The 15,408-nt window shown below is 62.0% G+C and carries 13 protein-coding genes; all 13 read left to right on the top strand.

Features of this window, described 5'->3' with window-relative positions:
- On the top strand, positions 1-2,426 hold a 2,426-nt coding region (locus AC1HFW_RS33125), incomplete at its 5' end, for an ATP-dependent DNA helicase (protein ID WP_479286974.1).
- 267 nt (positions 2,427-2,693) lie between these two features.
- On the top strand, positions 2,694-4,013 hold the full coding sequence (locus AC1HFW_RS33120) for a hypothetical protein (RefSeq protein WP_479286973.1): 1,320 nt from the start codon (positions 2,694-2,696) through the stop codon (positions 4,011-4,013).
- A 143-nt stretch (positions 4,014-4,156) separates the two neighbouring features.
- A complete protein-coding gene (locus AC1HFW_RS33115) occupies positions 4,157-5,239 on the top strand; it encodes a ParM/StbA family protein (protein WP_479286971.1) in 1,083 nt (360 codons plus the stop codon).
- A 767-nt stretch (positions 5,240-6,006) separates the two neighbouring features.
- The gene (locus tag AC1HFW_RS33110) at positions 6,007-6,525 is read left to right on the top strand and encodes a DotD/TraH family lipoprotein (protein WP_430771097.1); all 519 of its coding nucleotides are present in this window, start codon (positions 6,007-6,009) and stop codon (positions 6,523-6,525) included.
- A gap of 67 nt (positions 6,526-6,592) precedes the next feature.
- The gene (locus tag AC1HFW_RS33105) at positions 6,593-7,582 is read left to right on the top strand and encodes a phage antirepressor KilAC domain-containing protein (RefSeq protein ID WP_479286970.1); all 990 of its coding nucleotides are present in this window, start codon (positions 6,593-6,595) and stop codon (positions 7,580-7,582) included.
- A gap of 51 nt (positions 7,583-7,633) precedes the next feature.
- Positions 7,634-8,893, top strand: coding sequence for a type IV secretory system conjugative DNA transfer family protein (locus tag AC1HFW_RS33100; protein ID WP_479286969.1), 1,260 nt, complete (start codon positions 7,634-7,636; stop codon positions 8,891-8,893).
- A 20-nt stretch (positions 8,894-8,913) separates the two neighbouring features.
- A complete protein-coding gene (locus AC1HFW_RS33095; RefSeq protein WP_479286968.1) occupies positions 8,914-10,122 on the top strand; it encodes a type IV pilus twitching motility protein PilT in 1,209 nt (402 codons plus the stop codon).
- A complete protein-coding gene (locus AC1HFW_RS33090) occupies positions 10,119-10,421 on the top strand; it encodes a hypothetical protein (RefSeq protein ID WP_054432636.1) in 303 nt (100 codons plus the stop codon). The genes AC1HFW_RS33095 and AC1HFW_RS33090 overlap by 4 nt, the downstream gene beginning before the upstream one ends.
- A gap of 8 nt (positions 10,422-10,429) precedes the next feature.
- Positions 10,430-10,720: a hypothetical protein gene (locus AC1HFW_RS33085; protein ID WP_054432635.1), complete on the top strand. Its 291-nt coding sequence runs from the start codon at positions 10,430-10,432 to the stop codon at positions 10,718-10,720.
- 36 nt (positions 10,721-10,756) lie between these two features.
- The gene (locus AC1HFW_RS33080; RefSeq protein ID WP_479286967.1) at positions 10,757-11,632 is read left to right on the top strand and encodes a toxin co-regulated pilus biosynthesis Q family protein; all 876 of its coding nucleotides are present in this window, start codon (positions 10,757-10,759) and stop codon (positions 11,630-11,632) included.
- 86 nt (positions 11,633-11,718) lie between these two features.
- Positions 11,719-13,467: a PilN family type IVB pilus formation outer membrane protein gene (gene pilN / locus AC1HFW_RS33075; protein WP_479286965.1), complete on the top strand. Its 1,749-nt coding sequence runs from the start codon at positions 11,719-11,721 to the stop codon at positions 13,465-13,467.
- Between the two features lie 25 nt (positions 13,468-13,492).
- A complete protein-coding gene (gene pilO2, locus AC1HFW_RS33070; RefSeq protein WP_479286964.1) occupies positions 13,493-14,872 on the top strand; it encodes a type 4b pilus protein PilO2 in 1,380 nt (459 codons plus the stop codon).
- Positions 14,859-15,392, top strand: a complete 534-nt coding sequence (pilP, locus tag AC1HFW_RS33065; RefSeq protein WP_054432631.1) for a type IV pilus biogenesis protein PilP — start codon at positions 14,859-14,861, stop codon at positions 15,390-15,392. Before pilO2 ends, pilP begins: the two co-directional genes overlap by 14 nt.
- Positions 15,393-15,408: the final 16 nt, after the last annotated feature.

Below are 15,408 nucleotides of genomic sequence, written 5' to 3'. Positions count from 1 at the left end.
ACAACGACTGGGGCGTTGGCAAGGTCATCGACTCGTCGGGACGCAAGGTTTCCGTCAAGGGGGCTGCGTTGAGTGGGTGCCAGGCCGGCATGCGGTACCGATTTGCTGGGAAGCAATCCCACCACGAGAAGTTCGGTCAACAGTTCGAAGTGGTCCAAGTCGCGCCGGACATGGAGAGCGTTGACGCGTTGATCGCGCACATGCAGCGCAACTACCGCAATGTCGGCTACACCACCGCCAAGAAGATGGCCGAGCATCACCGCGCGAATGGCACTATCGCCCAGTTGAAGGACGATCTCATCTACCGCCCTTCGATGGTGGACTTCCGTCCGTTCACGGACAAAGAGGTGGCCCTGCGAGACGATGAAGACAGCCACACGCGCCGCGTGAAGGATTCCCTGTCGATCCGGTTTGGCGGCAAGGGCATCGCGCAGAAGGTGTTGGGCGATCTTGGCAGCTGGTTGATCCAGAAGGCGCAAGAGAAGATTGCACGCAACGAGAATCAAGGGCTCGACCTGGTCGCGACGGCAAATGCCATGCTGGACGACAACCCGTACAAGCCGATCACAGCCGTCGAGCGCTACGCTTTCCAAACGGCGGACCTGATCGGGCGCGAGGTCGGTATCAAAAGCCGGGATCCGAAGCGCGTCGCGGCGATCGTCACATACGCCCTGGACGAGGGGTGCAACAGCGGTGGCCACATGTGGCTGCACGAACAAGCGTTTTTCGATTCGATCCGCCGAATTGACCGAGGGTTGGACCCGGAGCAAGCAGTAGCGATCGCGTTGGAGCAAGAGGAACCCATCGTTCTCGACGGTTCGTTCGGCGCAACCCGCTACTACCCAGCCTATCTTCGCAAGGCCGAGACTACGTTGGTCACGCATTTGTCTATGCGCCTGACCGATGTGGTTGACCCACTTTGCAGCCTGGAAGGGCAAGAACTCGAAGACGCCATTGACCGCGCGGTCCGGGCGGTTGGCGAGTCCAAGGGGAAGCCCGACTTCAAGCTGGATGACTCTCAGCGAGGGGCTGTTCGCGGAATTCTGACGTCAACGTGCTCCCTGCACACGCTTACCGCCGGCCCCGGCTGCGGCAAGACGGCAATCGTCGAGGTGATGATGGAGGTCCTGGGCTACCAAGACCGCCCCCGCACGACGTTCTGCGCCCCCGTCGGCAAGGCAGCAAAGGTGCTGAGCAATCGCATTCGCAAATGGGGTGTGGCCAAGACGCTTCACAGCACTCTGGAATTTGTTGGCCAGTTCCAGCGCAATGCAGACAACCCTCTGGATTGCGACCTGGCTGTGGCGGATGAGCAATCCATGCTGGGCGGCCCGCTGGGGGCGGCATTCCTTGACGCGGTTCCGGCGCGCGCGCACCTTCTTTTGCTGGGAGACCAGAACCAATTGGGTTCTATCGAGCCGGGCCGCGTTCTCAAGAGCATCTTGGAAGTCGAGGGCTTCGATCATCACCGCCTGACCCAAACGCATCGGAACGACGGTGCGATTCTGGAGCTGGTTGGGATGGTGACGGACGGATACTGGCCTACGGGAGAGCTGCAGGCTGAGGTCGAGGAAAAGGGTGGGGTTGAATTTGCTGGCCTGCCTGAGCCGACGGACGGTGCTGTCGCCGGCCTGGCCGTGGAGCTTAAGGAAGCCGCTGAAAAGTATGGCGGTCTGGACCGGGTCGGGGTGATCTGCCCGATTCGCAAGGGCAATACCAAGACGCCGGGCTGGAACGTCACCTATCTGAACTCGTATCTCCGCGACGCCCTGAACCCTGATTTGGCTGAGACCAAGAAGGTGGCTGGGACCGCCTTTCGCATCGACGACCGGATCATCGTCACCAAGAACATGTGGATCTCCCTGGTGGATGGACCGGTGTCAGACGATGATGACATCGCCTTCGCCCCCGTGCATGACGAATACAGCCCCTATGGTGACGATGGGACATTGCCTCCCGAAGATGATCCGTCAAAGACCTACGTCGTCAATGGGGATACGGGATCGCTCGAGGCCGTGCGTTACCACTACGAAGACGGGGCCAAGAAGCCGCGGGAGCTGATCCTGCGCTTGGATGATGATCGTCGTGTGTCCTTCCCGGCGGCAGAGCTCGATCACATTGGTTGGTCCTATGTGATCACGACCCACGCCGCTCAGGGCTCGGAGTATCTCAAGACCTTCGCGATCGTTCCTGATGGCCACGAGTCCTTCATGCACCGCGCAATGTTGATGACGCAGCTGTCGCGCGCGCAGGTAGACCTGAAGGTTATGGGTGAGGACGCGATCATGGTGAAGGTGGCTTCCCGTCCGGCGCCCGAGCGCAACTGCGCATTGGTTGAGCGCACTCTGAAAGAAGCTGGGCTGGAGATGGGGGACAAGCTGGCCACCAATTACGCCGATCGTCCTCGAGACCGAAACGTGGCTTGACGTTCACGTATAGCCATTGATCAATCAATAATAGGTAGTGACGCGAAGATGTCTTCCACTAAGCCAGCGTTCTCCTTTGCCTCGGCGCCAGCTGCTCGCAAAAAACCTGCAGACGGGTTGGCGCCTCGAGTCCCCAATCGCCAGCCCATGCCTGCCAGTGCGCCGGCTCGCCCGCCACGAGCGGCAAGTCCGGGTCCCAGCGCTCGACTGGTGGCAACGACGCCGGCAGCGCCCCGGCCGCCAGTTGAGGCGAAAGTGTCCACACATATGGACGATCCTGACCTGGTCGGCATCCATGATCCGAACCTTTTCGAGATCCCCGAGGGCGAAGATCCGGAGCTGATGCTGGGGCTGCCCGGTGAGCGCCGTGAATCAAGTGGCTTCTCGTTCTCTCGCGCCGGCGCGCATGACGGCGGGCGTTCGAGCGGCCCCGACTATGACGCCCCTCCCGAAGACTATTCGTCGTTTGACGCCGCTGAGCTAAGCCGGGGTGATCATTCTTCCCTGGATAGCGAACCCGCTGATCATGGCCAGTTCACCCAGTTGGGGGTAGGAGAGGGGCGTCCGATGGACGTCGTCGCTGGCATCCCGCAACACGTTTTCTCCGAGTTCGATCCATCAGTTCCGCCTGGCAGCCACTACGAGCCCTGGGTCTGGAACGTTATGGACAAGCCTGGGCATGTGACGCTGGAGATCTACGTCGACGCCGCAGCGCGCGACCAGGGCGAGGATCAAGAGCGTCAGTACCGCCCGGCCCAACGGAAAGCCTCAAGCGGTGTTGTGCGCCAGAACCCCACATGCGATCTCGCCAAGCATTGCTTGATCAGCGTCCCCGTGCAGGCAGGCGCCCCCTGGGGGATGGCACGCCGAGTGCTGCTGGTACCGCACACGTTCCGCAAGCTGCCTGATTTCCAGCAGCGGCAATCTCGTTCGCCTTTGCAACGACCCGCAGCTCCTCAGCCGCCTCAATATGAAGGCGACCCGTCCGGAGCCGTGCGGTGGCTATACAACGCTCCGCATCACCATGTGCTTTTCGGCCGCTGTGCAGTCCAGACCTCCGATGACGACGTGCCGGCCGAGTATTGGATGGTGCTGTCCTTGCAGGACGCCAAACAGGTTCACGCCGATATCTATGGGGCCTGCGCCGGGAAAGATACAGATCCGCGGCACGTGTTCGGCCGCGAGGGTGTGGTCGAAAGCGTGTCCCACTACGACGAATTCGCAGGTCGTCGCGTCTCCGAGGTGGAACCCCTTGAAAAGAGGCGTCCTGTGCCCGCGGCACGGCGCTTCCTGGGGATGTGGGCAGGCGATGAAGCCACGGACGCAATCCGATCGGCGGCTGCTGGGGCGGGGCCTGTGCTGCCAGGTGATTGGCCCGAATCAGATGTCGAAGAGGTGAGGCGCACTCATGGTGGTCTGCATCGCGCCGCTCGCGAGGAAGGGGCCGTCAGCGCCCCCACGATCGTGCCTCAGGCAAACGAGGCGATCGGCATGCCTGCAGATACAGAAGTGCGGGAAATTGATTCTCATCGTCCGAAAACCATTCCTTCGCAAGTTTGGGCAGGTTTCGCACGCCCCCGGGGATGAATTCGAGCCAATTTCATTGATTTTCAATTGACAGAATTGATGGTGCAAATACAATAACAATTACCGTATTCGGCAATTTGTAATTGTCTGCCGATCGCGAAGATTTCCCCTCTGACGATTGAAAATCAAATTTAGGATCCCCAATGACCGCTGTTGCCTTTTCCAAGAACTCCCAAGCGCTGCATCCCGCTGGATGCGATGACGGCCACTGGGGCATGAAAGTGTGCGCCGGCGAGGGCAAGTACTTCGTGATGCCTTCGCGCGCCCACCCCGGCAAGATCTCCGTCTCCTCGATCAGCGGCGAATCTGCTGACGACCTGGTCTACGAGACCAGTCCCGGCGAGTACGTGACCATCACTGCCTACGACATGCTCAGCCCCGCCGTCGACACGCGCCTGGGCGACTTCCCCACCAGCAGCCCGAATCGCGCACTGGTTGCCCACGCGCTGCGTCATGCCGGCGTGACGGGCCCGACCATGCTGGTGACGGGCCTCCCGGTCAATCGCTTCTATTCCGGGGGCGTACGCAATGACGCGCTGATCGAAGCCAAGCGCGAAAGCCTTTTGCGCCCCCTGCGCAGCATCACCAACGCCGCCCTGGCCGAAATCAAGACTCACAAGGTGATTTCCGAGGCGGTCGCTGCCTACTACGACGCACTGCTGAACTTCGACGGCACCTACAACGAAGAATTCAAGGACATCTCCGACGAGCTCCCCGTGGCAGTGCTGGACGCCGGCGGCAAGACGCTGGACATCGCGACGGTTCGCGAGGGCGGCAGCGGCATCTATCAGGCCCAATCGGGTACGGCCGACGCCGGCGTGCTCTACCTGTATGACCTGCTGGACACGGCCCTGCGCCAAGCATTCAAGATCGCCGATCCCATTCCTGTGCACCGCCTGGAAAAGGTGCTGCGCGACAAGACGTACCGCCTGTATGGCGACGTGCATGACGTCAAGACTCTGGTGGATGCGCAGCTCAATGCGTTTGCCGACCGCGTGAACTTCGAAAGCAGCAAGCTGCTCGGCGACGCCAGCCGCTACGGCAAGGTTCTCTTCGTGGGCGGGGGCGCCAACCTTCTGGCCGACCGCCTCGATCGCGTGTTCCCGGGCCTTCCGCGCCAAGCAATCACCGTCGCTCCGGTCAGCGATAACCCGAACACCAACTCGCAGTTTGCGAATGCCCGTGGCATGTACAAGGCCGCATGCGCTGCCCTGAGCGCCCAATGATTGCGAGCAGCTTCCCCATGAAGATCAGCCCTCTGACGACCGATCATCGATTCAACCAACATCTGCAACGAGGCTGATCATATGTCCCGTCGTCCGAATCCCTCTCCCACGCCCGCGGAGGATCAACTTCGCATCTCGTTCCTTCTGGACGTTGCGCAAACGCCTGAACTGGCCCACCTCAAGCATCTTGCGGGCCACGGCGCGCGGCCGCGGGAACTGTTGCGTTTGGCGATCGTGGGGATGAAGCACGAGCTCGAGACTCAAGCCCTGGCCGAGGCGGCGCGCCAGGCTGGTCTCGTGCCGGGCGGCGGGATGCTGCCTGGCCATCACCAAGCTCTGTATCGCCAGGAGGGTGGTATGCCTGCCCCCCAAGCTGCCCCCCAAGCTGCCCCCCAAGCTGCCCCCCAAGCTGGCCCCCAAGCTGCCCCCCAAGCTACCCCCCAAGCTACCCCCCAAGCTCACGCGCCTGCGTCGCCGCCTCAGGCTCCTGTGACGCCCGATCGTCCTGTCGCGCCTGTAGCCCCGAACCCAGCACCGCCCCCGGCCCCGGTTCGATTGGTCGAGCCTCAGGCTCCAACCTATGTTGCTCCTCCAGCGGTGGGCGCCGAAGGTCTGAGCGCACAGGACAACATGGACGTGGACGAGGAAGAGCCATCTCCCCAGGCAGACACTTCGTCACGCCGGTTTGCCGGCGCTGCCCGCGCCGTCCCCTTCCTGGCTTGAGGCGGATCGCCTTGGGCACTTCTAACCAGCAGAGATTCCCCTACATGTTCGCCTTGCTCCTTCCCCAATCCTCTCTTCGCGCCGTTGCCGCGCCGTCGCAGGTCAAGATGGCCGGCCGAGTCAAGCGTATGGCCCTGTTGAGCCTGCTGGCCGGCCTTGTGAGCGGCTGCGCCACGAACCAGGTGGACCCCAAGGTCCAGTCGGCTCAGAAAGCCCAGCAGGTCGCGCTCTCCCAGCAGCTGGATGCCGCTCTGGAACGCGTGAACAAACAGCCTAAATGGACTTCGAGCATGGATGACAAGGCCTCGTTCGCCTCGTTCAACTCGGATTCGGTCAGCGTCAGCTTTCAGGGCTCTGCCGCAGACCTGCTCAAGGCGATTGCTGCGAGTCGCGGCTTGACCTTCAAAGTCACCGGTCCCACGCCCCACATCCCCATCTTCGTGTTCGTCGAAGCCGAGGGCCAGCCGTTCGAAGAATTCCTGCGTGACCTGGACAAGCAGTTCGGACAGCGCGCAGATGTCGTCTGGACTGACAACGCATTCGAGCTGCGTTATCGCCAGTAATGTAAGGGTGGGGTGGTTCTACTGCGAAACCCCGCCCACAAGGTCCGAGCCGCCGTGAGAGTCAGCCATGACGCATCTGTTGAGCATCGAAGGCGTACAGATCCGAGAGGATCATCAGGGCAAGTTCTGCCTCAATGACGTCCACCGGGCCGCGGGGCGAGGAGAGTCTGAGTCGCCACTGACTTGGCTTGCTCTTCCTCAAACCCAAGACCTCATAGGCTTGTTCCACGCGCAAGGTGGCGCCACCGACCACAATAACGCCCCCATCCCACCGGTTGAGATTCGGCAAGGGTTGGGGGCGTTTGTGGTGAAAGAGTTCCTCTTGGCGTATGCGCTATGGATCGCCCCCGACTTCAATGCGCGAGTCGTGCATGCCGTTAGGTCTCTGACGTCGCACATCGTTCACAACCCACCTGCTGCTTTGCCCCCGCCAGCATTGGCCTACGGCCAGGCAATCAGCGAACCCTCCCTTCGCTCCCTCGCCCGCCTTACCGTCAGTCGCAGACAGTCGGCCCCTGACGATCGGCAGTTCGTCGAGTCGATTTCTATCAGTCAGTTTGCACGAGTGATGGAGGTAGATTCAATAGCCTTCTTCGCCACTTTGCGGCGTGATCGCGTGCTGATGTCTGGCGGCACCAATCGCAACATGCCGCAGCAGCGGCACGTCGACAGCGGCTACTTCACCATCCGTGAGGCAGACCCGGCTCGAAATCGTCCCTACCGACAAGCACGAATCACGCAGAAGGGCGAAACATGGCTCAAGAACAAGTATTTCCAGCGCTCGGAGCCATCGAAGGACGCGCGACAGGAGTCAAGGCGCGAGCCAATCGCTGTCATTTCCCAGAATGAGCAGGTTTTGCCTGGAAATGATGAAGAGGAAGCGCGCAGAATGCTACAGCTTCCGTTAAGTCTTGCTGCAAAAGGACGAGATTCTCGTCGCCCACAACCCGGGCCGCAGCCAGAAAGAGCGGACCCCATGCAGTCGCAGTCCTGCGAAGATCCCGAGCCCAATTCGTCTCGAGAGCGTGTAACAGGGCGGCGCATGTTGGGGAGTTAGAACTTCGACTGGGCACGCAGAAGCGGGCACTCCAACTGATGTAACTGGTCCATGACGCATTCACCTCGAATTCACACCCCACGCTCCAGCCCTCTTCGCCGCACGCTACTCGCCAGCCTTATCGCGCTGGCCGCCGCCGGCACCGCACCCACCTCATTCGCCCAGTCTGCACCCACCTCGGATACGCTCAAACGCTTGATGCGTGCTGAGCCGGCCGCGAATTCGGTGCGTCTATCTCCCGTGCGCGAGGCGGCTCTGCGCGCGTCGGCTCGTACGTTGGGCACGCAGACCGGGCTGATCGAGCGCGCCCAGGAAATCGAGCGAGCAGTGGACGCACGCCGCGTGGAGATGGAGCGAACATTCCGATTTGGCGACCTGGTGATTGGCGCTGGCGTGCTGCCTCCGGTGATCGTGCATACCGAGAATGCCGCGACCGTCACCAATGACACGATGCGCATTGCGGGTGCGCTGTACCAACGAAAGCAGCCGGCACGGTTCTTCTCCGGCGCCCCCTCGTGGCGAGACTGGCTGCTTATGGGTCTTCCGTCAGCCTCCGATATGCCCGAGGTTCCGCAGAACGAACAGCTTCTGCCGCGCGACAGCAACGAGCGTGCGTTCTGGGAGCGGGAAGTTCAGGACGCCTACTTCAGCGGCCGCGCGCAGGCGCAGGAGATCCTCGATCACAACCTGGCTATGCTCGAGGAGGTCTATACGGGGATGAGAGTGTTCTATGACCTCTACCAGCGCAACATGGTGAGCGCCCCCGTCATCGCCAAGTCGCAGGAGATCGTCACGCAGGACGATCCCAACACGATTGTCGTGGGCGACACCTTCTTCCGCATCACGATGCCCTCGGAGTTCAAGACGAACCCCGGTAAGTGGAATGCCCTGCAGGCAACGCCGACCGCTGATCGTCCACTACCCGTGGTGCCCGGCTATGACCCGGCCCAGGTGAAGGAGGCCTTCGAGATTCACAAGGTCCAGATGGCCCGTCGAGAAGCAGAGAAGGAAGCCGCGCGCCGCGGCGTAAAGCTTCCGGACGCAGAGATCGCTCCGGTTGTTCCCGCCCCGCCGCCTGCGCCCCCAATGCCGAAGAATCCGATCGCCGCGCCCGCGCTGCCAGTGCAGGTGGGGGCAGTGCAACAGCAGGGTGAGATCCGATATGGAGTGGAGCACGTCCAAGCGGCGCGCCCAGCTCCTATGGTTGCACCCGAACGCCTTGATAGCTCGCCCACGGTGATGGCGTCGCAACCCATGGAAGCTGAGATTTCGCGTCCGCTGTTCTCGATCCCGACTTCCACGCATCAATAAACGGTTCTGTGCGTAGGATCATGACAATACAAAATCCTCAAATCCCGCTTGTTCTGCCTGTTTCTTGCTCCGAAGAGGAGTGGAAACAGTTTCTGCGCCAGTGCGTCGCGCTGGGGGCGTCGGACCTCACCATCCAGTCCACCGACTACCTCTGGGCAGAACTGAAGCGGCGTCACACCAAAGTGAACGACCGCCGGCTGGAGCATGCCGAGGTGCAGCGCGTGTTGCGCATCATGTACGGCGCATCGGCGACAAATCAACTCTCCGGCGGCGAAGCCCTGGACTTCGAGTACGAGATCCCGCTGGCAGCCGATGACTTCCGCAACGTGACCCGCTTCCGATGCAACGCCACGGGTTGCCGTGTGGGCGGGCTGAAGGAGGGCATCAGCATCACGATGCGGACGATTCCCGGCATTCCTCACCCCTGGGCCAAGATGAAGGCGCCCCAGGACATCACCGACAACTTCTTTCCGCAGTACGGCCTGGTGCTGGTCATCGGTACCACCGGTTCGGGCAAGTCCACACTGATGTCTTCTGGCAATCGCCATCGCCTGGAGAACGCTGACCGCCCGGTGAAGATCCTGACGTTCGAAGAGCCGATCGAAGCTGTTTACACCGGCTGCGCCGGCGATCGCATGCCTCAACCCTCGCAGGTTGCCATCGGCTCGAACCTCAAGACCTTCGATGACGCCGGCCGCAACGCCATGCGACGCAAGGGCGACGTGATCATCATGGGCGAAAGCCGCGATCGAGAATCGGTGGCCGCGTGCTTCGAGATGGCTCTGTCCGGTCACGCCGTGTACTCGACGCTACACGCCGACACGCCCACCGAGTGCTTTGCCCGGATGGTGTCCTTCTACCCGGAAGATTCGCAGCCGGCCGCGGCCAACAAGCTCTTGTCGACGTTGAAGCTGATCGTCGCGCAGAAGCTCGAGCGCCGTACGGACGGCGAGGTCGCAGCGATCCGTTCCTGGCTCGTCATCGACCGGGACGTAAAGGCGCGCCTGGGCCGCGAGCCCTTCCACACCTGGGGGCCGATCGTGGAGCAAATCCTGACGGAGCGCGGGACCTCATTTGAGGCTCAGACGCTGCCTCTGGTGAGGGAAGGGGCCCTGGATTTCTCGGCCTTCCGGCGCGTGACCAACATGACCATCGCCGAGGCCAAGCAGTATCTGCTGGACCATGGCGCTGCACATGCCATCCCGGCTGACGAGGAGGAGATTGCATGAAGATCGCGAGTTGGGTGAAGACCGCGGGATCAGCGGCCTTTCCTTTCACTTCGATGCCTGCCTACACGGTGATTCCGATGATCCCGTGTCTGTTCTACCTGCGACCCTGGACGGCAGCTGCTGCCTTCATCTGCACCTTGCTGACCTGGTACATGGCCAAGAAGGGCAGAACACTCGTCTGGATGCATAACCGGTTGATGGGCCGGCTGAGCGGCAATCGCTATAGCGCTAGGCCCATCTGGTTTATCCGCCGTTTCTCCTTCCTTTCTGACCCAAGCCGAGACGACGGCACTTACTGAGGAAAACCATGTCTCCTGTTCCCTTCCAGATCATCCGTGAGCAGCTGATGGCACTCCTGGAATCCGATGCGGCCCTGCTCGTCATCATCATCGCGACGCTGGCGCTCTTCGGTGCTGGCTTCCTGTTGTATATGGCCGCTCACTTTCTCCTGCGCCGACACCTGCAGGAGCTTCGCCAATGTGCCGCCCCTCTGATGGAGAACCGCTCGGAGCTGCTGTCACCTTTCGCAGGAGTAGTCCGCGGTGGTGGCATTACTGAGAAAGCTGCGAAGCCGGCAAATGAGCGCAGTTTGCCTTGAGGTTTGAGTGTTCGCCATCTAGGATCGAAATTCGCTATGAACCATACCCACAAAACCATTATGAAAGACTGCACCACGCTTCGTATCGGTCGCAATATTGCAGGCCCGGCGCTGATCGGCAGCGTGATGACGCTGGCGCCGTTCGCCGCCGGCGCGTTCGTCGATGAGCGCACGCCGCCGCCGCCCCCGGCACCCGTCGTGGCGCCCGTGCTTCAGCCCACAGCGGTTCCGACGCTCGAGCCCGCTGTTGTGCCTGGCCTCAATGCGGGCCCTGCGGCTTCGACCGTTCCGGCAGCTGTTGCCTTCGAACCTGGCGTGATGGTGGATGTGATGCGGCCTGAGTGGCACACCCCATACCCCGGTCCGTACGGCCAGATGCCGCTGGCCGACGCTCTCATCGCCCAAGTGGTGCCGGTTGTCGGCAAGGCCATCGAACTGAATGGACCCCCGGACCTGCTGAACAAGCGTGTGACGCTCATCAAGGGCGCGGATCGAATCACGACGCTCAAAAACATGGCCAATGCCGAACGGCTGGGCATCTTCGTGCAGGGCGAATTGGTCACGCTGGCCAGCGGCAACACCCCTTTGCCGGCGTCGGCCAGCGCTTTGCCTTTCGGTGGCGGGCACCAGGCTGCGGAGCCGCTGAAGATCACCAAGACGTGGCACATCGAGCCGGGAACCATGCTCTCGACGGCGATGCTCGACTGGGCCAGCCAATGGGACTGGAAGCTCATCTGGCAGGCGGACGTCGACTACCGCATCGCGGCCCGCATCAACGTCGAAGGCGACTTCCTGGACGCCGTGGGCGAGGTGCTCGATGCCTACAAGCGCGCTGATCGCCCCCTCTGGGGAGACTGGAACGAAGACCAGCGCCTGCTGGTTATTCGAGAAGCGACTTCCCGCGACCGCTAAATCCCGCCGGGCCGGGGCGCGCGATATACGCCCCCTGGCCGGCTGCCACATCACATCCACGAATCAGACGACTGGACTTCCGATCTATGACGAACACTCGCTCCATTCACTCCTCGGCCACGGGTAAGCGCCGGCTGCCAGTCAAGCTGCTGGTGGGCGCTGTCGCCGGCGCCGTGCTGCTCTCCGGCTGCTCCATTCAGCGCATCAACCACGCGGTGGAGAAGGCATCCGACCAAGGGAAGACGGCCGAAAGCTACATGGAGGACATGCGCAATCGGAAGCAGCTGATCGACACGCGCTCGTCGCTGCGAAAGATGGATCGAATCTGGGTCGACACCACGGCCCAGCCTATGAGCAACCGCAGCCTGGGCGCCCCCCCGACGGCGCTGGACTGCAAACTGACGTTCAACCCGAAGGCTCCTGTCACCCTGGCCGAGTTCAGCCGCGTGGTCACGAATCTGTGTGGCCTGACCGTGCAGGTTACGTCTGACGCGACCCAGATGCTCAATGGCACGCTGACGACGAATGGTCAGGGCGGCGGCGCAGGTGCGCCCCCGGCGGCGAACACGCTCGCGATGTCCAATGGCGAGTTGCCCAACCCGACGCTGGGTTCTACCGGCGGGGCGATCGGCCCGACCGGGCTGTACACGGCCAGCACGTCGGACTCCATCAGCGGCATTTCGTGGAACAACCAACCGCTGGGTGGGCTGCTCGACCTGGTGACGGCTCGCCTGGGCCTGGGCTGGAAGTTCAAGGACGGCGCGGCCACGATTTTCTACCTGGACACCCAGGTGTTCCAGCTGTACGCCATTCCTGGCACGACCAAGATGGAAACCAACGTGAAGTCGGGCGCCGAGAAGGGCTCGGGTTCATCGCGAGGAGAGCAGACCGGGTCGTTCTCCTCGGACGGTTCCAGTCAAGAAACTGGCATCACCTTCGAAACAGACATCGTCCGCGACATCGAGAAGACGCTGCAGACGATGATCACCCCGGGCCTGGGCCGGATCTCGGTCTCGTCGTCGACCGGTACCGTTACGGTGACCGATCGTCCTGATGTGCTGCGCCGCGTCGGCGAGTACCTCAAGGCCGAGAATAAGCGCATCACGCGCCAGGTGCTGCTCAACGTCAAGGTCCTCTCCGTCCAGCTGGATGACCGCGACTCCGCCGGGCTGAACCTCGATGCGGCCTATCAGCTCGTCAACGCCCAAATCGGAACCACTGGTGGGTTCACTGCGGCGTCGGGCGGCATGACGGGCATGACGGGCAACGTCGGCATCATCAACGAAAGCAGCCGGTGGAATGGCACCAAGCTGTTTATCGACGCGCTGTCGATGCAAGGCCGTGTGTCCACGCTGTCTTCGCCCTCGGTGACGACCCTCAACCTGAAGCCGGCGCCGATCCTGGTCGGTACGCAGACCACCTACCTGGCCGAAGTGTCCACGACGGCCATCGAAGGGGGCGGAAGCTCGCAGCAGTCGCTCACCCCGGGAACGATCACGACCGGGTTCAACATGACGCTGCTGCCGTACCTCATGGAAGGCAGCGAGATGCTGTTGCAGTACAGCGTGAACCTGTCGGCCTTGACCGGCATGAAGACCGCTGAATCGGGTGGCAACAAGATCGAGATGCCCGAGGTTGACAACCGCATCTTCAGCCAGAGCGTGCGCCTGCGCTCGGGCGAGACCTTGGTGCTCTCCGGATTCGACCAATCTGTCATCAACGGCTCCAAGCAGGGCGTGGGCGATCCGTCGTTCTGGTTGCTCGGCGGCCGCGGCGATCAGTCGACCAAGCGCGATGTCATCGTCGTGCTGATCACCCCGATCGTGACCGACTGAGCGACCCAACCAGCAGGTGTCGATCATGAATAACGAAGAAATTGGGATGAGCGCTGCTCCGCGATCGCGGGTACTCCAGGTTAACGGGAAGCGCTTTGCTGCAGGTCTCTGGTGGACCAAGATCCAGAGCATCGCCTCGGCCAGAAAGGAGATGCTCGAGATCGGGCGCGCCGAAGGTCAGAATCTCGGAACCCTGTACTCAGGCCTGGACCTTCAGGCAGGGTTCGTGTCTGTACCGCCCAGTGAGGTGAAAGCCTTCGAGGGCGCCTGGGCGCTTGCCTCTGTCCTGGCCACCAAGTTGGGGCAGTCATGGCTTGGTGTGTTCGACCTCGGGGACGGTAACTATGCGCTGGTAGCCGTTCGCGACGGGCAGATCGTACCGGGCTCAGATGCAGTGGGCGACTACGACACGATTCGCATGACGCTCGCCGACGTGGCGTCCATGCAGTCCGATTGGGGCACGCTTTACCTTACCGATCAGCGATTCGTCGATCTGTTCGATGGGTCCAACATCAGCGCGCGCTCGCTGAGTGACATCCTCTCGGAAAAGCGCTGGGACAAGAAGCTCAAGCTGCAAACCCTCAGTGGCGGTTTGTCCCCTTCAGTCTTGGTTGTTGGGGCACTTGTTGCGCTTGCCGTGCTCGGGACCATCGGATACCTCTGGTATTCGAGGCACATGGAGAGTGTCGAGCTCGAGCGTATTCAAGCAGAAGACGCGGCGCGTCTTTCACAGCAGGCGCGGGACGAGCGTGCAAAGGCGCTTGCGCTGGTCGATGAGCGGACGATCAAACCGCATTGGCCGGCACTGCCTGCGGCAGCAGATGTTCTGACCGCATGTCGCCAAAGCATGTTCCAGATGCCCATGAGCTTGAACGGTTGGGTATTGAGCGAAATCACCTGCGACGCCAACGCCACCGGGGCGACATACCTGCGCAGGGACGGCGCCACGATGCTGGATTTCCAGACCGCGGCAGAGGCCCTGCGAAAGGCGCAAGGCATCAACAGCTTCAGCCTGCTCGCCGATCGCGCCACGGTGCGCCTCGGTCTGCCGGCCAAACCCGCCCGCGGCGAAGAAAAGCTCCCGAAGTATGGCCCTTGGTCTATTGCCTGGCTGTCGCACCTGCAGAAACTGAACATTGCGTCCGAATTGACCCACGCCGTTCACGCAGAGCCGCCCCCGCCCGAGCGCAGCTTGGTGTCGGTGCTTGGTAAGGAAAAGTCCGTGCCCCCACCGCCGTGGTGGGAGACCTACACCTGGACGATCACGATGAACGACGTCGACATTTTCGATGTGCTCGAAACCGCCGTCGGCCCGGGGATGGTCATCCGCAAGATCAGCGTCAACACCGAAAGCCCCATGCAATGGAAGTGGGTCGCAAATGGAGAAACGAATGTCCAAAACTAAGTTTGCAGGCCGCCTCTCGATGCTCGGCCTTGCTGCCGCGATCGGCATTGCTACGGCTGCTCCGGCGGCCCACGCTCAGTCCGCCGAGGAAATCGCCAACGTCCAAAAGGCCACTGCCCTGCTGCGTGCTCAGATCGAGGAATCGAAAGCCCGAAACGAGCTTGCGGAACTCAAGCGCGGGCCGGCCGCCACCAGCCCGGTCGCATCAACGGGCGCCGCACCGAAGGCCACGAGCAGCGGCGCTATTTCAGCGGAACGCCCCCCTCATGTGCTTGCCATTTTTGGCGCTGACAAGGTGCTTTATGCGTCACTTGTTTTTCCGTCGGGGGTCAAGCAGGACGTGCGAGTGGGCGACGTGGTTGATGGGGGGTACGTGGTGTCGACCATCACCCCCAGCCGCGTGACGCTGACCAAGGGCGGGGAGAAGTTCCCGCTGAATGTCTTTTCGATTGCGAATCAGACGGCCGGCAGTGCAGGTAACCGCCAGGGGCTGAACCCGGCTGTGCCTGCACCGCGATAAGCCTGGACGAAGCGCC

Source organism: Achromobacter sp. ISS7, from assembly GCF_056523125.1.
The sequence above is the reverse complement of the archived record's forward strand: the minus strand, read 5'-3'. Positions and strand labels throughout refer to the sequence as shown.